We start from the raw sequence: 18,860 nt of genomic DNA, 5'->3' as shown, positions 1-18,860 counted from the left end.
AAAAGAGAATCTTTTATAAAGAATCTTTGAGATGATACGTACATCCTGTAGGATTTGTCTGATTATGTGGTAGTGTATGATTATAGCGATAAAGTGTTGAACAATAGGGGCAAATTTTTTCATCAGCTGCTCCCATTTCAAGAAAAATATGGGGATGATCGAATGGTTGCGTAGCCCCTATACACATAAATTCTTTTACACCAATTTCGATTGTTTTGTATCCATTATCATTTTGAAAATACGGAATATTATAATCAGCCATAATGCGTAAACTCCAGATAAATTATCTTAATAAGGTATGATTTAAATCATGTGTTTTAATTATTAATTTGTAATACGATATACTATAATGCAAGATGCTTTTTCAGATAACTTATAAATGAGGGTAGATTCAATTGTTTTTAAAATATTCATATAGTTAATATGGAGAGAGTTAGTCATTATATTATGATTGAATATTATGATTGAGTCAGGACTTTTGAAATTTTTGCAGTTTACAAAATTTGATAAAAAATAGATAAAATTAGGATCTTATCTTCATAAGAGCGCGATTTTTATTTTGTAAAGGTTTCTATAAAATATAAAGAATTTTAACTGAATATATGAAACAAACGCTGACAGATCAAATTACTATGCGGGATATAACGATGGATAATCCAGCGCGATTTGTTAATCGTGAGTTTTCATGGTTACAATTTAATAATCGTGTTTTAATGGAAGCTGCAAATTCTAAGAATCCTTTATTGGAACGGGTACAGTTTCTTTCAATTTCAGCAACTAATCTTGATGAGTTCTTCATGGTTCGTGTTGCTGGCCTTGCTGCTCAAATTCGTTCTGGGATTACAGAATGTAGTGCAGACGGACTTACACCGCAGGAACAGCTGGATTTTGTATTAACTGAGATTGCATATTTGCAAGCTAATCAGCAACAAGAATTACGTACCTTACGTTATGAGCTAAAACAAAATAATATTGAAATTGTCTGTTCTGACAAGCTTTCCAAAGTTGAAAAATTGTGGGTTGAAAGGTATTTTTTAAAGGAAGTTTTTCCTGTTTTAGCACCTTCTCTTATTGATTCTATACATTCTTTTCCTTTTATTCCTAATTTAGGTTTTTCTCTTGCGTTCCAATTATTACGGCGCGTTGATCAGCATTCTATAATGGTGTTTTTACCTGTTCCTAATACTTTGAAGCGTTTTATTCTTCTTCCTCAAGAGGAAAATAATTTTCGTTTTATTTTATTGGAAGATCTTGTCTGTCTTTTTATTGATCGTTTATTCCCTGGTTATGATAACAATGGGGCTGGAACATTTAGAATTATCCGCGATAGCGATATTGAAGTAGAAGAAGAAGCAGAAGATCTTGTTCATTTTTTTGAAACTGCGTTAAAAAAACGTCGTCGTGGAGAAGTTATTCGAATTGAATTTAATATGAAAATGCCTGAAAATTTACGCCAATTCATAACGGATGCACTTAGAGTACCTAGTAATTGTGTGAGTGTTATCAATGGTTTGTTAGCACTAAATATGATTTCAGAAATTGCTTCTATTCCGCGCGATGATTTAAAATTTATTTCTCATAGTCCTCGTATTCCAGAGTGTATTCGTGAGCATGGTGGTGATTGTTTTGCAGCTATTCGTGAAAGAGATATTGTTATTCATCATCCTTACGAAACATTTGATGTTGTTATACAATTTTTACGTCAAGCTGCCGCTGATCCTAATGTAATTGAAATCAAGCAAACTCTTTATCGTACATCAAATGATAGTCCGATTGTTAGTGCTCTTATTCATGCTGCTGAGCGAGGTAAGACGGTGACAGCATTAGTAGAATTAAAAGCCCGTTTTGATGAAGAGGCTAATATTCGTTGGGCACGTGATCTTGAATGTGCAGGAGTTCAAGTAATTTTTGGTTTTGTTGAATTAAAAACACATGCTAAAATGTCTTTAGTGATAAGATGTGAAGAGAACTGTCGTCGTTTTTATGTTCACCTTGGAACTGGGAATTATCATCCAATTACCGCTAAAATGTATACCGATCTTTCCTTTTTTACAACTGATGATGACATTGCTCATGATGTTGGACTGCTTTTTAATTATCTTACCGAATACGCACAGCCAAATAAACCAATGAAAATAGCATTTTCACCATTAACATTGCGTAGCCGTATTCTTGAACATATCAAAAAGGAAATTACCAATGCACAACAAGGGCGGATAGCTGCTATCTGGATGAAGGTAAACTCATTGGTTGATCCTGAAATTATTGATGCTTTATACCATGCTAGTCAAATGGGGGTACAGATTGATTTGGTTGTGCGGGGTATATGTTGTTTACGTCCTGGTATTCCAGGGATCTCAGATAATATTCGTGTGAAATCAATAGTAGGACGATTTCTTGAGCATAGTCGCATTTTCTGTTTTGGTAATGGTGAGAATTTGCCAAATAAGAATGCTATTGTTTATTTGGGCTCAGCTGATATGATGCCTCGTAATCTGGATCATCGTGTTGAAGTATTGGTTCCAATTTTAAATAAAATAGTTCATCAACAAGTTCTTTCAAAAATTATGTTGGCTAATATTATTGATAACCAACAAAGCTTTGATATATTGGCCGATGGAACATCAAGACGTAGAAAGCCGCAAAAAGATGAAAAGCTATTTAATGCACAGGAGTATTTTATGAGCAATGTGCTTTTTTTCGAGTATGAAAACTTTTTTCAGACTTCTACTTCACCTTTGATTGAGTTGCTTCAGTAACAAATGAAAACACTTAAAGACTGAAATATCCAATGACATATATAAATACTCAAGGTTGGCTGAAAGGGTATAAACCCGTTGCAGTTATCGACATTGGTTCAAATTCTGTTCGACTTGTTGTTTATGAAGGCCTCGTACGTTCACCAGCAGTTTTATTTAATGAAAAAGTTTTTTGTGGTCTTGGTCAAGGTGTTGCAAAAACTGGAGTTTTGGAAGAAAAATCAATCGAGATGGCACTACGAGCACTGAAACGATTTTATGCTGTTTGTCAACAGGTTGGTGCAGATGAAATCTATACTTTAGCAACAGCAGCAGTACGAGAGGCAAAAAATGGATTAGCTTTTATTCAAAGCGCTGAAAATATTTTACAAAATAAAATACATGTTCTTTCGGGAAGTGAAGAAGCTATTTATTCAGCTTACGGAGTTATTTCTACTTTTTATCAGCCAAATGGTATGTCTGGTGATCTTGGCGGTGGAAGTCTTGAACTTATTGATATTCATGATTCTAATGTATGTGAAGGGATAACGTTGCCATTAGGTAGTTTACGACTGCAATATTTGTCAAATAATGATTTTATTTTGGCAAAAAAAATTGTTCATGAGCAACTTTGTAAATCTTCCATTGTTATGCGTAAAGATATATCTCGTTGCTTTTATGCAGTAGGGGGAACTTGGCGTAATCTTGCAAAATTATATATGGTCATCAAAAATTATCGATTACCTGTTATGCATGGCTATGAGGTTGATGCGCAGGAGATGGAGGAATTTTTGCTTCTTGTTATCAATGGTGGTATTGAAAAAATAAGAGAAATTTCAGTTATTCCCAAAAAACGTCGTCAGCTTTTAGCGTATGGAGCGATTGTTCTTATTGAACTGATTCAATGCATGAATTTAAAAAAAATAGTTTTTTCTGGAGCAGGGGTTCGCGAAGGTTTTCTTTATTCAAAATTACCACGAGAAGATCGTGTTTCTGATCCATTAATTACAGCATGTTTAGAAATGGCTATCTTAAGAGCACGCTCACCAAAACAAGCAAGTGAACTGATTGATTTTACCACAGGTGCATTTGAAGCTTTTGAAATTTTAGAAACTGAAAATGAATGTCGTTATCGTAAAGCTGCTTGTCTTCTTTCTGATATCGGTTGGCGTATACATCCAGATCATCGCGGTAATGAAGCAGCTAACCAGATAGCATTAGGATCTTATCCAGGAATTTCACATAAGGGACGTATTTATGCTGCATTAGCAGTCTTTTTCCGTAATACAGGCTTATCATTTGATAAGGAAGCTCCTGAGATTCTTAAATTAGCAACTAGCGATATTGTTGAAAAAGCAAGAATCCTTGGCGGAATTATGCGTATCGCTAATCTTTTTAGTGCCTCTACTGCAGGAATCTTACCTAATTTATCATGGCAAAAAAAGCTAGACAATATTGTATTACATATTCCAGCGCGCTATGCAAATTTAATAAGCGAACGGCCTTATAAACGCTTACAGCAATTATCAAAAATAACTAAATTTCCCTTAGTTTTTGAAGTTTTTTGATTCCTTTGCAAGGTGAAATATCAAAATATTTATTATAATATTTTCATATTTATAAACTAAAGTTTTTTGATCGTTACTTCTCCGTTGTTATAATAAAATGCTATTTGACCTTTTAACATTTGTTCCGCTTTTTGACCAAAAATTTCATAACGCCAACCATTCATAGCAGCGATATTATGAATAATATTGCCATTAGAAATTTTTTCTAAATCACTGGATGTTGCAATAATTTGAGGTGCAATATTATTTTCGTTTGCAACAAGCTTTAATAGTACTTTAAGAAGATCAATTGTAACAGCTGTTTTATCATCAATAGCATTATACTTGGGAAGGGCAGGTAAAGTAGCAAGATCAGCTTTTAAGCCTTGGTGTATGGCTTCGATTAATGTATGCACAGCTGGTGAATGATGCCAGCTTTTGTTAATGCTACGTAAACGATATAGAGCAGCTTCATCCTTTGGTTGTTGGATTGCAATTTCAATAAGACATTCATCTTTCATTATATGGCGACGAGGGACATTATATTGGCGTGCTTCACGTTCACGCCAAGCTGCTATTTTTTGCAATACGGCAAGTTCGCGTTTTTTTGTGATTCTTCCTTTTACTTTTTTCCAAGCTTCATTTTCTGGTATATCATATGTCGTCGGTGTTAAGAGGAGTGCCATTTCATCATGCATCCAATGAGTACGTTTTTTTTCCTCTAATTGTTTTTTTAGTGCAAGATAGACGTCTCTTAGATAAGTAACATCAGAAACTGCGTAGAGCAGTTGCTTTTCAGAAAGGGGGCGACAGCTCCAGTCTGTAAAACGAGATGATTTATCAAGATGATGTCCAGTGCAACGTTGTACAATTTGATCATAGGAAATAGAATCACCAAATCCACAGATTGATCCTGCTACTTGCGTATCAAAGAGGGGAGAGGGAATAATTCCTCCGAGATGATAAATAATTTCGATATCTTGGCGTGCAGCGTGAAAAACTTTAACAACTTTTTTATCAATCATTAGATCAAAAAATGGTTGTAGATTAATATCTTGCGCCATTGGATCAATAAGTATTGTAATATCTGGTGATGCAACCTGAATCAGGCATAGCTGAGGCCAGAAGGTTGTTTTACGTATAAATTCAGTGTCTACTGTTACAAAATTAGATTTGCGCAAAGCGGCAATAGAAATTTCAAGATCTATAGTGTTTGTAATAAGTTCCATTATTTTATTATAGCTAAGTAGATTAAATTTGTCTTTTATTGTATTTTTTTTAGTCTTTTTAATCATACCTTGACAAATGATTGTTAAAAGGCGTTTGTAACGTATGTAAGGTAAATTACAACCAAAGGAAAAAATATGCACCGTTACCGCAGTCATAATTGCGCTGCTCTTCGTAAATGCGATATGGGAAGGCAGGTTCGCCTTTCTGGGTGGGTTCATCGTGTCCGTGATCATGGTGGAATTCTTTTTATTGATCTACGAGATCATTTTGGAATTACACAAATTGTTGTTGATCCTAATTCACCAGCATTTACAATTATAGAAAAGGTGCGTTCTGAATGGGTCATTCGTGTAGATGGAGAAGTACGTGCTCGTGCTGATGAAGTTATTAATGCAGCTCTCCCAACGGGTGAAATTGAAATTTTTGCGAAAGAGGTTGAAATTCTTTCAAAAGCTGATGAACTTCCTTTACCAGTTTTTGGCGAGCCTGATTATCCTGAGGATATTCGACTAAAGTATCGTTTTCTTGATTTACGTCGAGAGACTATGCACAAAAATATAATGCGTCGTACTGAGATTATTGCTTCCATAAGGCGGCATATGCAAGATTGTGCTTTTACAGAATTTACTACACCAATTTTAACAGCTTCATCTCCAGAAGGAGCACGTGATTTTTTGGTTCCAAGCCGTATTCATCAGGGAAAATTTTATGCATTACCTCAGGCACCTCAACAATATAAGCAGTTGTTGATGATGTCTGGTTTTGATCGTTATTTTCAAATAGCTCCATGTTTTAGAGATGAAGATCCACGAGCAGATCGTTTACCAGGTGAGTTTTACCAATTAGATATTGAAATGAGTTTTGTTGAACAGGAAGATATTCTTGTAACTATGGAGCCAATTATACGCTCTATTTTTGAGGAATTTGCAGATGGGAAATCTGTAACGCAAAATTTTCCTCGTATTTCATATGATGAAGCAATGCAGAAGTATGGTTCAGATAAACCTGATTTGCGTAATCCAATTATTATGGAAGATGTTTCTCAGCATTTCCGGGATTCTGGTTTTAAGGTTTTCTCTCAGATTTTAGCGAGTGATCAGAATGCATGTATTTGGGCTATTCCTGCAAAAAATGGAGGTAGCCGTGCTTTTTGTGACCGCATGAATGCATGGGCTCAGGGTGAGGGACAACCAGGTCTTGGTTACATTTTTTGGCGTGAAGAAAATGGAAATTTTGAAGGAGCCGGCCCTATTGCTAAAAACATTGGTGAGCAAAGATCCGAAGCTATTCGTGTGCAACTTGGACTTGAAAGTGGTGATGCTTGTTTTTTTGTTGCAGGAGATCCAAAGAAATTTGCATCTTTTTCTGGAGCAGCACGTACACGGATAGGAGAGGAATTGGGGCTTATTGATCGAGAATGTTTTTCTTTTGCTTGGATTATTGATTTTCCATTTTTTGAATGGAATGAAGACGAAAAAAAACTTGATTTTGCGCATAATCCTTTTTCAATGCCTCAAGGTGGAAAAAATGCTCTTGATTCTCAAGATCCTCTTTCTTTGAAAGCTTTTCAGTATGATCTTGTTTGCAATGGTTATGAAATTGCATCAGGTGGAATTCGTAATCATTCACCGGAAATGATGCTTAAAGTTTTTAATCTTGCAGGCCTTTCTCAAGAGGTTGTAGAAGAGCGCTTTGGTGGTCTTTATCGTGCATTTCATTATGGTGCGCCACCACATGGCGGTATGGCAGCAGGTGTTGATCGCATCGTTATGCTTTTGCAAGGTGTAAAAAATTTACGCGAAGTTTCTTTATTTCCAATGAATCAGCAAGCGCTTGATCTTTTAATGAGTGCTCCATCCGATGTGTCTGCTGTGCAGTTAAGTGATCTAGGAATTCGAATTACCCCAACAGTTAAAAATAAGTAAGGGAGCTGAATTACACTATTTATGTATGTAACTTTGGATAAAAATATCTATAATCTAACCAACTTTTACAAACCCGTGCCCTATTAACTGCTCAACAAATAGCTCAAACGGTGAAAATGGCAGCTGAACTGGATGAAAAAGCACGTACTGATACTAGAGTAAAACAATAGACTACCTAGGAGTTTGTACCAAGTTTTCCAAAAGATTGAGGAAGCGTAGATTTTAGAGGGGAATAAAATGAAATCAAATTTACTCATTCTAATCATGACAATACTAACAGCAATAGCATTAACAGGATGCGGAGAAGAAAGGCCATACCCAAACGCAGAAAACTGTGCACCAGAAGCATTTGAAAAAGCATATAATAGTCTTCAAAGTAACAGGAATCGAGATGCTTTTAAAGCAGAATGTGATGCATTCAATGAACATCGCCGTCGGACTGAATGGAAGTTTGTACCAAGTGCTCCAAAAAATTGGCTCGACTATGATTTTGGAACAACAGACTATGATTATGAAACAACAAGTGATTAGTAAGTGATTAGTATGAGATATAAACTTACTTTAGGTCTCTTAATAACAGTTGGAACAGTAATATTTGTTGATTCAGCAATGGCGGAACAGCTTACCAGTAATGGAATAATGGATGACGTATTGAATCGTTTTCATAACGCAGCTTCTACATGGGAAGTAGTAGTTATAGCGGCAGCATCTCGGTTATTTTAGGCATTAACTACGATTTCAATGGTCTGGACATTTGGCATGATGGCTTTGTGAAAAGCCAACATTGGTGAATTTTTTGCAGAATTTGTTCGTTTCACCATGTTCATTGGTTTTTATTGGTGGCTTTTGACAAATGCCTCTATTGGCATGAACATTGCAGGCACTATAATAAAATCATTACAAACTCTAGGCGCTCAAGCAAGTAACTTACATATGAAAGCCTTTACACTATCCAGCGTTATTGATGTAGGATTTCAGATATTTCATAATACTATATTGAATGTTTCGTGGATGAGTCCATTTAGTTCATTGGGTGCTTTTTTATTGGCTGCTAGCATTTTGATTATTGTAGCATTAGTTGCGATCAATCTACTTCTTGTCATGGTGTCAGCTTGGATTCTACTATATGCTGGTGTTTTTTCTCGGTTTTGGTGGAAGCCGTTGGACTTCTGATATAGCTATCAACTACTACAAAACAGTGTTGAGCATTGCTGTTCAATTCATGTCAATGATACTATTGATTGCAATTGGCCAGACTTTTCTTAATCACTATTATACACAAATAAGTAAAGGCATATCTTTGCAAGAATTGGCTGTTATATTGGTTATTTCTTTAATCTTGTTATCCTTAGTCAATAAGGTTCCTCTAATGATTTCTGGAATTATGACAGGTGCCAATTTAGGTGCAATTGGTAACACAGTGGGTGTCGGCACAGCAATAAGCGCCACTGCGGCAGCAGCCACAGGGGCAGTGATGACCGGTAAAGCGGTAGCAGGAGCTGTTTCCGAAGTAGCTGGTGGTGTGTCTGCTCTTAAAGCCGCATACCAAAAAGCAGCATCTTCTATGAATTTTAGTAATGATACGCCAAGAATTGGTGATGTACTTAAACAAAGCAAAAACAGTGATAAGGGTCAGGAAGTGGCCACCATGAGCAGTTCACTATATGCCCAAGCTGCCGGTTATGCCAATATGGATAGTTCTTCAAATATTAGAGGTTTTGACACAGTGGTTCAAGCCGCTAAATTGGCCACAGGAACCACTTCAGAATTGGCCAAAGGCATTGGCTCACAAATAAAAAAAGGATTACAAGAACGAATTAAAGAGACGACAGGTGGAAAAATCGCTCAATCTATCCGTGAAAGCATGGAGCCCAAAGAAGAGAGCCAAGAAAATCAATTCTGGGAAAATAGCTTGAGCAAAGCTGATATAAACGACGAAGTTGCAGCATTTAGCTAAAAATAAAATTAGTGAGGTCTATTTGACTAGGTTATTTTTAACTATTCAAAATGGTCAAAATTTTACATCAAATATTTTTAATTAAAGGTACATATATTTTCTATTGTTCTTATTTCATTTTTAAATTAAAAATTAGGAATATATAACATAAGGAGTTTCTTATGAAAAAAATGCCTAAGAGTTATATAACTGATGCTGAACGCAAAAAATTGCAAGCAAGTGGGTTATCTCAAAATTGTATTTATATATTTGAAGCAGAAGCAGCAGAAAAAGCTAATGACGGCCAAACAAAATGGGAGTGGTTAGCAATGATTGAGTATCCAGCGCACTCTCTTTTATGTCTTAGAAAATGGCGTGGTGCACAGTTTATTCGTGATATGGGTTTTTCTACCAAGAGTGCAGATGAAGAATATGGTTCAGACTGGCTAGATAAAGGCGTTGTGATAGGAGGTCACCATTTCTAATAATTTGAAGAATTTTTTTTGATAAGAGATGGATATAAAAAAGAAATAGAAAAGACATTATTATTTCAAACATTGAATAATGTGCAACTGGATTTTTCTAATAATTTACGCAGTATTGGCCGCAGTGGTGATATATTATTAATTACTGATACAGAACGCAATTTCATTGGTGATGATTTGTTACGCTATGCTAATAGCAAATTTGAGCGGTTTTATAGAAGACTTGTTCCTTATTTTTAAAATTGCTACCTTACATTATGTCTGATGAGATGATTCGATCCTTTGATAAGGAGCATATTGAGCCAATAGAATTGCGATCTGCTTTGCAAGAACGCTATTTGGCTTATGCACTTTCTACTATTACACACCGTGCTTTGCCTGATGTACGTGATGGGTTAAAGCCTGTTCATCGACGTATTATCCATGCGATGCGCTTACTCAGACTTAATCCTGGACAAGCTTATGCTAAGTGTGCCCGGATTGTAGGTGATGTAATGGGAAAATTTCATCCTCATGGCGATGCATCTATTTATGACGCATTGGTACGTTTAGCTCAGAGCTTTTCTGTTCGCTATCCATTAATTGATGGACAGGGTAATTTTGGTAATATTGATGGAGATAATGCTGCAGCCATGCGTTATACAGAAGCACGTATGACTGAAGTGGCAATATTACTTCTTGAAGGAATTAATGAAAATGCGATTGATTTTCGTTTAACCTATAATGAAGAAGATGAAGAGCCTATCGTTTTACCAGGAGCGTTTCCTAATCTTTTAGCTAATGGTTCAGCAGGTATTGCTGTTGGTATGGCAACGTCTATTCCGCCACATAACGTTGCAGAACTTTGTGATGCCGCATTATATTTGATTGCTAATCCCCATGCAGATCATAAAGATTTAAGTCAATTTGTGCTTGGGCCTGATTTTCCAACAGGCGGTATTTTGGTTGAACCTAAAAAAAGTATTGAGGATTCTTATCGTACAGGGCGTGGATTATTTCGATTGCGTTCACGTTGGCATCAAGAAGAGGGGAATCGAGGTTCTTATGTGATTGTTGTTACAGAAATTCCATATCAAGTACAAAAATCACGCCTTATTGAAAAAACAGCAGAGTTATTGCTTGCTCGGCGGTTACCGATGCTTGAAGATATTCATGATGAATCAGCAGAAGATATTCGGATTGTACTAGTTCCAAAAAATCGCACAATTGATCCAGAACTTTTGATGGAGTCACTTTTTAAGTTAACGGATTTTGAAGTGAGGTTTCCTCTTAATCTTAATGTATTAACTTTAGGAAAAGTGCCTAATGTCCTTTCTTTACGTGAGAGTTTGCAGCAGTGGCTTCAACATCGTAAAGAAGTGCTTATTCGCCGTTCAAATTATCGACTGAATGAAATTGATTGTCGATTAGAGATTCTGCAGGGGTATCTTATTGCATATTTGAATCTTAATGAGGTGATACAAATCATTCGTGAACATGATGAACCGAAAAAAGAATTGATTTTGCGCTTTAAATTAACCGAGAATCAGGCTGAATCTATTTTAAATATGCGATTGCGTTCTTTGCGTAAGCTTGAAGAATTTCAACTTCGTAAAGAGTTTGATTCTCTTAAGATTGAAAAGGAAAAATTACAGAATTTATTAAATTCCAACATCAAGCAATGGAAAGTTATTGCTGAGGAGATTACAAGAGTTCGTAAAATTTTTGGTCCTGAAACTTTCTTGGGAAAAAGGCGTACAACATTTGAAGATGCACCAAGGCATGATGAAAATGATATTCATCAAGCGATGATTGAAAAAGAACCCGTTACTATTGTTATTTCCGAAAAAGGTTGGGTGCGTGCTTTAAAGGGCCATTTGAACGATTATAAAACTCTTTCTTTCAAAGAAGGCGATGGTTTGAAGCTAGCATTTCCAGCATTCACTACAGATAAAATCATAGTGATAAGCACTGGCGGAAAGTTTTTTACTATTAGTGCCAATACTTTGCCTGGAGGAAGAGGTCATGGCGAACCAATTCGTATTTTAGTAGATATGAATAATGAGCACGATATTCTCACAGCTTTTGTACACAATGTGCAGGGCAAAAGACTTTTAATTTCATCCTATGGCAATGGCTTTATTGTTTCTGAAACTGATATTATTGCTAATACACGAAAAGGAAAGCAAGTGATGAATGTAAAATCTCTTGATAGTTTGAAGCTTTGCATTCCAGTAGAAGGCGATTACATTGCAATAGTTGGAGAAAATCGAAAAATGCTTATTTTTTCTATTGAACAAATACCAGAAATGAGTCGTGGTAAGGGTGTTCGCTTACAACGTTATAAAGATGGTGGTATTGTCGATGCCAAAACTTTTACTTTATCAGAAGGTTTGAGTTGGCAAGATACAGCTGAGCGTAGTTTTAATCGCCAGGCTAATGAACTCGTTGAGTGGATGGGAACGCGCGCGGGAACCGGGCGTTTAGTTCCGAAGGGATTTCCAAAATCAGGTAAATTTTTTAGTTAGTACGATGTAGTGTGTTTGATTGCTTGCTTATAAAAGTGTCGTAAAAAATATTAAAGATTTTATTATAGCAAAAAACTTTATTTTATTAACTAGATTGATTCAGAATTATGTTGCGTAAAAAAACGCCCATGTTCAGCCCACAAGACAAGAAGAATAGCTGTGAGACTGAGAAAGAAAAATCCTGCTGAATTAGGAATTGTTGTTTCATCAAAGCATTGTGCTATGAAAAAGCCAAGGCCTGTACCAATGGATGTTTGAAGAAAACCAGATACAGAAGACGCAGTTCCAGCGATTTTTCCTAGAGGTTCAAGGGCAAGTGTATTAAAATTAGCCATAATACCACCACATGTAAACATTAACATACAGTATAATATCATAAAGAATGGAAAAGATATAACGCCGTCTTTTAAAACTGACCCAAAAAACCAAATACATGAAATACTAGCAAACAGTAGAAGCATTGTATGAGAAATCCGTCGCATTCCAAAGTGCCCAACGAGACGAGAATTGAGGAAAGATGATACAGCTTGAAATGCAGCGCCAAGAGCAAAGGCAGCAGGAAACCACATGCCTAAATTATAGATTCCTTCATAAACTTGTTGCGATGTATTAATAGCAGTAAAAATGCAACCTAAAATAATAGAAGTTGCGAGTGTATAGCAAAGTGTTGAGCGGTTAGTAATGATAAGCCGTAAGTTATTTTTGACGGAAGAAAAAGAAAGAGATCGTGGTGTATAAAGGGTTTCAGGCAAGCGTATTTGAATCCAAATCATCAATCCAAAACCAACAATTGCCATGAATATAAAAATTAATTGCCATTGTCCAAATAACAAAATAATTTGCCCTATTGCTGGCCCAATCATTGTTGCAAGAAGAAAAATCATCATGACTATGGACATGACTTCTGCCATTTTTCGACCATCGTAGAGGTCGCGTATAATGGATATTGTGAGCACACGCATGGCTGCTCCTCCAACACCTTGCAAGATACGTAGAATAAGTAATATGTGAAAACTGGATACAAATATACATCCAATTGCTGCAAATGAGTAACAAGCAAGGCCTATAAGGGTGAGTTTATGCCGTCCATAACGATCACTTATTGGGCCAAAAAATATTTGCGTAGCACCATAGCTAATAAGATAACAAGAAATGATATAATGCTGGTCATTTTCATGAGTAGCATGCAAGCTGTTTAAAATATCAGGCATAGCGGGCAGCATGATATCAATTGCTATCGAGTTGATTGCCATAAGTGCTGCAATGAGGATAACGAATTCTTTATATCCAATTTTTTTTTTAATTGTATCTATGTGCTTTTGTTCGTCGGCAGAATATGACATATGTATCCTTAAAATAAAAAATTGCGACTGAACAATACTTAAAAGAATCCGAATAAATTAGAGATATTTACGATTTGGTAAAAGTTATGCTTCTCTCTTTCAAAAGTTCTTGTAACTCATTGTTTTGAAACATTTCTTTGACAATATCACAACCACCAATAAATTCACCTTTAATATAGAGTTGTGGAATTGTTGGCCAATTTGAATAATCTTTTATTCCTTGACGTAATTCATTAGAAGTTAAAATATTAACTCCTTTATAATTTACCCCTAAATAGTTAAGAATTTGAACAACTTGTCCAGAAAATCCACATTGAGGAGAACTAGGGGTCCCTTTCATGAATAAAACAACTTCGTTTGTTTTAATTTCATTATCAATAAAATTATGAACAGTAGTCATTATCATTCCTCAAGATTGTGGATTTAGAAAAACACACATTTATACCCATGTCATTTTTTAATCGTATTCACAGAATGAATGCAAGAGAAAATTTTGAGATTATTTAGGAACACTTGTTTGCAGACTTAAAGCATGAAGAACGTTTCCCATATTTCCTTTAAGAGCATCATAGACCATTTTATGCTGTTGAACACGGCTTTTTCCTCGAAAATTTTCTGAAATAACTTCAGCTGCGTAATGTTCGCCATCTCCAGCAAGATCACGAATTGTTATTTTTGCATTAGGAATGCTTTCACGAATAAGGGCTTCAATTTCATCTGCACTCATTGCCATGGACATTCTCCTCGATTTGTCTATTTTTATGAGAATTAATCTATAATTAGTAGAAGTGAATATTATTTACCTTTGTCCATAAATTTTGGAAACCAATTTTCATAAGCCTGTGTAAGTTCAGTTATTGAAAGTGTGAATACATCTTTTATATCAAGTGTATCATCTTCAACTGTACCAAGCTCTATTAAGGGAATTGTATTTGTTTGTGCAAGCATTTTAAGATTATCTAGTGCATCAGGCTTGACTGCTAAAAGGTAACGTCCTTGATCTTCACCAAAAAGTTCAGCATGATGTGGTGTTTGATTACTTAATTCTACTTTGATTCCTTTATCTGCTTTAATTACCATTTCCGCAAGAGCGATGGCTAAGCCTCCATCAGAGATATCATGAGCGGCATGAACAAAACCACTATGGATAACATTACGAACAAATTCACCATGTTTTTTTTCAAGATGTAAATCGACACAAGGTGGAGCTCCTGCCTCAATATTTAAAATATTATGCATATAGACTGATTGACCTAGATGTGATCCGCAAGAACCAACTAAAACAATAATATCTTCATTCTGCATACCATTGATCGTAGCCATTTTTGACCAATCATCAAGGAGCCCAACACCAGCTATTGTTGGTGTAGGAAGAATTGCCTTTCCATTAGTTTCATTATAAAGAGAGACATTTCCTGAAACGATTGGAAAATCAAGTATTTTGCAGGCTTCACCTATACCTTTGAGTGCTAAAACAAGCTGCCCCATAATTTCAGGTTTTTCAGGATTACCAAAATTGAGATTATCTGTAGCTGCAAGTGGTATTGCACCTGTGGTACTTATATTGCGCCAGCATTCTGCAACGGCTTGCTTTCCCCCTTCATAGGGATCAGCTTCGCAATAGCGTGGTGTTACATCAGTAGAAAAAGCAAGAGCACGTTTATCATTATTGCTTACACGAATAACACCCGCGTCACCTCCTGGTCTAACAAGACTGTTCCCTTGGATCAGGGTATCATATTGTTCATAAACCCAGCGTCGTGAGCTTTGATTCGCAGAATTCAAAAGTGTAAGAAGTACGTTACCAAGATTATCAACTTTTTCAACTTCTTCTACTTTTAGAGTAGGCTTTTTTAAGGGTTCTGTCCAAGGACGATCATAGATAGGTGCTTCATTACCCAGTTCTTTGATTGGGAGGTTTGCTACTTCTTTTTCTTGATGTAGTACACGGAAACGTAAATCATCAGTAGTCTTTCCGATAACAGAGAAATGAAGTCCCCATTTGTGAAAAATTTCTGCAGCTTGTTCTTCTAATTCTGGCTTAAGTACCATAAGCATACGCTCTTGGCTTTCAGAAAGCATCATTTCATAGGCCGTCATATTATCTTCACGAACTGGTACTTGATCAAGATTAAGTTCTATACCTAGATCTCCTTTTGCTCCCATTTCCACTGCAGAAGAAGTCAGCCCTGCCGCTCCCATATCTTGAATAGCAATAACAGCTCCTAATGCCATTAATTCTAAACAAGCTTCAAGAAGGCATTTTTCAGTAAAAGGATCACCTACTTGAACAGTTGGGCGTTTTTCATCAATTGTATTATCAAATTCGGCGGAAGCCATTGTTGCTCCCCCAACACCATCACGACCCGTTTTAGCACCAAGATAAACAACGGGAAGTCCTATACCTTGCGCTTTGGAATAAAAAATAGAATCTATTTTTGCAATACCAGCTGCAAAGGCGTTAACAAGGATATTACCATTGTAGCGTTTATCAAAATTAACTTCTCCACCAACAGTGGGTACACCAAAAGCATTACTGTAACCACCAATTCCAGAAACAACACCAGAAACAAGATGACGTGTTCGAGGATGGTCAGGAGAGCCAAATCGTAATGCATTCATAGTCGCAATAGGGCGAGCACCCATCGTAAAAACATCACGCAGAATGCCCCCAACACCTGTTGCAGCACCTTGATAAGGTTCAATATAAGAAGGGTGGTTATGACTTTCCATTTTAAAAACAACGCATTCGCCATTACCAATGTCAATGACTCCTGCATTTTCTCCAGGACCTTGAATGACACATTTCCCTTTTGTTGGTAAGGTTTTGAGCCATTTTTTCGATGACTTATAAGAACAATGCTCATTCCACATAGCAGAAAAAATTCCAAGCTCTGTAAATGTTGGTTCTCTACCAATTAACTCCAAAATACGTTGATACTCATCAGTTTTTAAGCCATGGTTTGCAATTAATTCTGGTGTAATGGCAATATCATTGCAAAGAGTCATTAGTTTTCATTCCGTTAAATTAATCAAAATTAATATTTATTACTGTCTTTAATCCAGTAATCTGGATTATTAATTTTTTTATTTTTAGATCAACAACAATGTGTATATAGAATAATATATTTTATTATGATGGGTGAGGAAACATAACTGATAAAATTTACTTTATATATTTTTGTATTACTAGCTATTCTGTATAGAAAGTTAATGCGAAAATATTTGAGAATTCCAAAAAATATTTTTTTGTGATCATGATACTAATTCTAAAACACTTTGAAAAAGTAAGCGCCCATCAGTGCCACCATGTGCTGCTTCAATAAAGTTTTCAGGATGAGGCATCATACCAAGCACATTACCAACTTTATTGATAATGCCAGCTATATCATTTATTGAACCATTAGGGTTTTCACCTTTTGCATAGCGGAAAACAATCTGTTTGTTATCTTCCATTTGTTTCAATACATCATTATCAACAAAGTAATTACCATCATGATGAGCAACAGGGCAGCGAATAATTTGCCCTTTTTTATAAAGTCGAGAAAATTTCGTTTCAGCATTGGTTACTTCAAGTTTTACTTCACGGCAAACAAATTTCAATGAAGTGTTACGCATCAGAGCACCTGGCAATAATCCTGCTTCTAACAAAATTTGAAAACCGTTACATATTCCTATAATTGCTACACCCTGTTGTGCTTTTTCGCAAACAGCTCGTAATACTGGTGTTCTTGCTCCAATAGCACCACATCTTAAATAATCACCATAGGAAAAACCACCAGGAATAACAATCATATCCACATTGGGAATTGTTGTTTCTGTTTGCCAAATTTTTAATGGCTGAACACCTGTTATGTCATACAATGCTGCAATCATATCTTGATCACGATTTAATCCGGGTAATTGAATGATAGCAGTTTTCATGGCTAATTCACTTAAAGAAGTTCTATTGTATAATTTTCAATAACAGTATTCGCAAGCAATTGTTCACACATTTGTTCAAGTGTTTGTTTTGCAGATTCAATAGGCATATCATTAAGGATAATGTCAAAAACTTTCCCTTGGCGGATAGATTGAATATTTGTAAAGGCTAAGCTATTTAAGGCATTAACTATTGCTTCCCCTTGTGGATCGAGGACGCTGTTTTTTAAAGTAACTGTGACACGTGCCTTCATTTTTTTCCTATTATTTAAATAACTCTTTTTTGAAGAATAGTATTTTTGTTAAGTAAGTTGAGATTGCACTATTTTTCTTTTTATTTGACTAAAACTGGACCACTAGGTCGTGGAGGTTCATTTTCATTCATGATACCAAGACGTCTTGCAACATCTTGATAGGCATCAATAAGTCCACCCATATCACGTCGAAAACGATCTTTATCAAGTTTTTCTTTTGTTTGAATATCCCATAAGCGAGAAGAATCAGGTGAAATTTCATCTGCGAGAACAACACGCATTGTTTCGCCTGTCCATAAACGACCAAATTCCACTTTAAAATCAACTAACTGGATACCGACGCCTGCAAACAAACCAGAGAGAAAATCATTAATACGAAATGAAAGCTGCATAATATCTTCTACTTCTTGTGGGGCAGCCCACCCAAAAGCAACGATATGTTCTTCTGTTACCATTGGATCATCAAGAGCATCATTTTTATAGTAAAACTCAATGATAGATTGTGGAAGAGCTGTTCCTTCTTCTAATCCTAAACGCTTAGAAAGGGAACCTGCGACGATATTACGCACAACAACCTCTAATGGGATAATCTCAACCGCTTTAATAAGTTGTTCGCGCATATTAATGCGTTTAATAAAATGTGTTGGAATTCCTAAACGACTAAGCTGAGTGAAAATATATTCTGAAATACGGTTATTTAAGACTCCTTTGCCATCGATGATTTCATGCTTTTTTGCATTAAACGCAGTTGCATCATCTTTAAAAAATTGAATATAAGTTCCTGGTTCAGGCCCTTCGTATAGGATTTTGGCCTTTCCCTCGTAAATGCGGTGGCGACGATTCATCATATTTCTCTATTCGTTTAGAGGTGTTAAATGTTGCTATAAAGGAAAACATTATCCTAATTAGTAAGAATTCTCAATGATTGCTATGATATTTACTACAGTTTTTATTATTTAAAGTATGTAAAAGAG

The 18,860-nt window shown here is 35.8% G+C and carries 17 protein-coding genes and 1 pseudogene; 9 read left to right on the top strand and 9 right to left on the bottom strand.

The window, feature by feature from the left end; translation table 11 throughout:
* Nucleotides 1-13 precede the first annotated feature (13 nt).
* Complete coding sequence (locus BA1379B_RS02975; protein WP_035005726.1) at nt 14-262, bottom strand: zinc-finger domain-containing protein; 249 nt, start codon at nt 260-262, stop codon at nt 14-16.
* A 340-nt stretch (nt 263-602) separates the two neighbouring features.
* Between BA1379B_RS02975 and BA1379B_RS02970 the strand changes: the two genes are divergently transcribed.
* Both BA1379B_RS02970 and BA1379B_RS02965 read left to right on the top strand, forming a co-directional pair.
* Nucleotides 603-2,759: an RNA degradosome polyphosphate kinase gene (locus tag BA1379B_RS02970; RefSeq protein ID WP_078692365.1), complete on the top strand. Its 2,157-nt coding sequence runs from the start codon at nt 603-605 to the stop codon at nt 2,757-2,759.
* 32 nt (nt 2,760-2,791) lie between these two features.
* Nucleotides 2,792-4,306, top strand: coding sequence for a Ppx/GppA family phosphatase (locus BA1379B_RS02965; RefSeq protein WP_035005729.1), 1,515 nt, complete (start codon nt 2,792-2,794; stop codon nt 4,304-4,306).
* Nucleotides 4,307-4,362: 56 nt separating this feature from the next.
* On the opposite strand, the gene rnd is transcribed toward BA1379B_RS02965, so the two are convergent.
* On the bottom strand, nt 4,363-5,517 hold the full coding sequence (gene rnd / locus BA1379B_RS02960) for a ribonuclease D (protein ID WP_035006660.1): 1,155 nt from the start codon (nt 5,515-5,517) through the stop codon (nt 4,363-4,365).
* Between the two features lie 132 nt (nt 5,518-5,649).
* Between rnd and aspS the strand changes: the two genes are divergently transcribed.
* The 7 genes and pseudogenes from aspS (at nt 5,650) to parC (ending at nt 12,368) form a co-directional block, all read left to right on the top strand.
* The gene (gene aspS, locus BA1379B_RS02955) at nt 5,650-7,440 is read left to right on the top strand and encodes an aspartate--tRNA ligase (RefSeq protein WP_035005731.1); all 1,791 of its coding nucleotides are present in this window, start codon (nt 5,650-5,652) and stop codon (nt 7,438-7,440) included.
* 237 nt (nt 7,441-7,677) lie between these two features.
* Complete coding sequence (gene trbK / locus BA1379B_RS02950; RefSeq protein WP_236829073.1) at nt 7,678-7,971, top strand: entry exclusion lipoprotein TrbK; 294 nt, start codon at nt 7,678-7,680, stop codon at nt 7,969-7,971.
* A 12-nt stretch (nt 7,972-7,983) separates the two neighbouring features.
* Nucleotides 7,984-8,163, top strand: a complete 180-nt coding sequence (locus tag BA1379B_RS07030; RefSeq protein ID WP_235692183.1) for a hypothetical protein — start codon at nt 7,984-7,986, stop codon at nt 8,161-8,163.
* 96 nt (nt 8,164-8,259) lie between these two features.
* Nucleotides 8,260-9,397 (top strand): annotated as a pseudogene (gene trbL, locus BA1379B_RS07020) (P-type conjugative transfer protein TrbL).
* 161 nt (nt 9,398-9,558) lie between these two features.
* Nucleotides 9,559-9,861, top strand: coding sequence for a hypothetical protein (locus BA1379B_RS02940; protein WP_078692364.1), 303 nt, complete (start codon nt 9,559-9,561; stop codon nt 9,859-9,861).
* Nucleotides 9,862-9,879: 18 nt separating this feature from the next.
* Nucleotides 9,880-10,101 (top strand): hypothetical protein, encoded by a 222-nt coding sequence (locus BA1379B_RS02935; protein ID WP_078673776.1) that lies wholly within the window; start codon nt 9,880-9,882, stop codon nt 10,099-10,101.
* A gap of 17 nt (nt 10,102-10,118) precedes the next feature.
* A complete protein-coding gene (parC, locus tag BA1379B_RS02930; protein WP_035005737.1) occupies nt 10,119-12,368 on the top strand; it encodes a DNA topoisomerase IV subunit A in 2,250 nt (749 codons plus the stop codon).
* Between the two features lie 89 nt (nt 12,369-12,457).
* On the opposite strand, the gene BA1379B_RS02925 is transcribed toward parC, so the two are convergent.
* From BA1379B_RS02925 to purC, 7 genes are all read right to left on the bottom strand, one after another.
* Nucleotides 12,458-13,711: a multidrug effflux MFS transporter gene (locus BA1379B_RS02925; protein WP_035005738.1), complete on the bottom strand. Its 1,254-nt coding sequence runs from the start codon at nt 13,709-13,711 to the stop codon at nt 12,458-12,460.
* A 67-nt stretch (nt 13,712-13,778) separates the two neighbouring features.
* Entirely contained in the window at nt 13,779-14,111 is a 333-nt protein-coding gene (gene grxD / locus BA1379B_RS02920) for a Grx4 family monothiol glutaredoxin (RefSeq protein ID WP_078673774.1), read from the bottom strand.
* Nucleotides 14,112-14,210: 99 nt separating this feature from the next.
* Nucleotides 14,211-14,444 carry a BolA/IbaG family iron-sulfur metabolism protein gene (locus BA1379B_RS02915; RefSeq protein ID WP_035005741.1) on the bottom strand — a complete coding sequence of 78 codons (234 nt, stop codon included), beginning with the start codon at nt 14,442-14,444 and terminating at the stop codon, nt 14,211-14,213.
* 62 nt (nt 14,445-14,506) lie between these two features.
* Nucleotides 14,507-16,720 (bottom strand): phosphoribosylformylglycinamidine synthase subunit PurL, encoded by a 2,214-nt coding sequence (gene purL, locus BA1379B_RS02910; RefSeq protein ID WP_035005742.1) that lies wholly within the window; start codon nt 16,718-16,720, stop codon nt 14,507-14,509.
* A gap of 246 nt (nt 16,721-16,966) precedes the next feature.
* A complete protein-coding gene (gene purQ / locus BA1379B_RS02905; RefSeq protein ID WP_078673773.1) occupies nt 16,967-17,635 on the bottom strand; it encodes a phosphoribosylformylglycinamidine synthase subunit PurQ in 669 nt (222 codons plus the stop codon).
* 11 nt (nt 17,636-17,646) lie between these two features.
* Complete coding sequence (gene purS, locus BA1379B_RS02900) at nt 17,647-17,886, bottom strand: phosphoribosylformylglycinamidine synthase subunit PurS (RefSeq protein ID WP_035005745.1); 240 nt, start codon at nt 17,884-17,886, stop codon at nt 17,647-17,649.
* Between the two features lie 80 nt (nt 17,887-17,966).
* Entirely contained in the window at nt 17,967-18,731 is a 765-nt protein-coding gene (gene purC / locus BA1379B_RS02895; RefSeq protein ID WP_078673772.1) for a phosphoribosylaminoimidazolesuccinocarboxamide synthase, read from the bottom strand.
* Nucleotides 18,732-18,860 lie beyond the last annotated feature (129 nt).

The organism is Bartonella sp. A1379B (genome assembly GCF_002022485.1).
GTDB classification, from domain to species: Bacteria; Pseudomonadota; Alphaproteobacteria; order Rhizobiales; family Rhizobiaceae; genus Bartonella; species Bartonella rochalimae.
This window is presented reverse-complemented; position numbering and strand designations above follow the sequence as displayed.

Coding starts and splice junctions, on each gene's coding strand:
- aspS (WP_035005731.1), top strand. CDS start 5,650: ATGCACCGTTACCGCAGTCATAATTGCGCTGCTCTTCGTAAATGCGAT.
- BA1379B_RS02970 (WP_078692365.1), top strand. CDS start 603: ATGAAACAAACGCTGACAGATCAAATTACTATGCGGGATATAACGATG.
- purS (WP_035005745.1), bottom strand. CDS start 17,886: ATGAAGGCACGTGTCACAGTTACTTTAAAAAACAGCGTCCTCGATCCA.
- trbK (WP_236829073.1), top strand. CDS start 7,678: ATGAAATCAAATTTACTCATTCTAATCATGACAATACTAACAGCAATA.
- parC (WP_035005737.1), top strand. CDS start 10,119: ATGTCTGATGAGATGATTCGATCCTTTGATAAGGAGCATATTGAGCCA.
- BA1379B_RS02975 (WP_035005726.1), bottom strand. CDS start 262: ATGGCTGATTATAATATTCCGTATTTTCAAAATGATAATGGATACAAA.
- BA1379B_RS02925 (WP_035005738.1), bottom strand. CDS start 13,711: ATGTCATATTCTGCCGACGAACAAAAGCACATAGATACAATTAAAAAA.
- purQ (WP_078673773.1), bottom strand. CDS start 17,635: ATGAAAACTGCTATCATTCAATTACCCGGATTAAATCGTGATCAAGAT.
- purC (WP_078673772.1), bottom strand. CDS start 18,731: ATGAATCGTCGCCACCGCATTTACGAGGGAAAGGCCAAAATCCTATAC.
- BA1379B_RS02915 (WP_035005741.1), bottom strand. CDS start 14,444: ATGGCAATGAGTGCAGATGAAATTGAAGCCCTTATTCGTGAAAGCATT.
- BA1379B_RS07030 (WP_235692183.1), top strand. CDS start 7,984: ATGAGATATAAACTTACTTTAGGTCTCTTAATAACAGTTGGAACAGTA.
- grxD (WP_078673774.1), bottom strand. CDS start 14,111: ATGACTACTGTTCATAATTTTATTGATAATGAAATTAAAACAAACGAA.
- purL (WP_035005742.1), bottom strand. CDS start 16,720: ATGACTCTTTGCAATGATATTGCCATTACACCAGAATTAATTGCAAAC.
- BA1379B_RS02940 (WP_078692364.1), top strand. CDS start 9,559: ATGAAAAAAATGCCTAAGAGTTATATAACTGATGCTGAACGCAAAAAA.
- BA1379B_RS02965 (WP_035005729.1), top strand. CDS start 2,792: ATGACATATATAAATACTCAAGGTTGGCTGAAAGGGTATAAACCCGTT.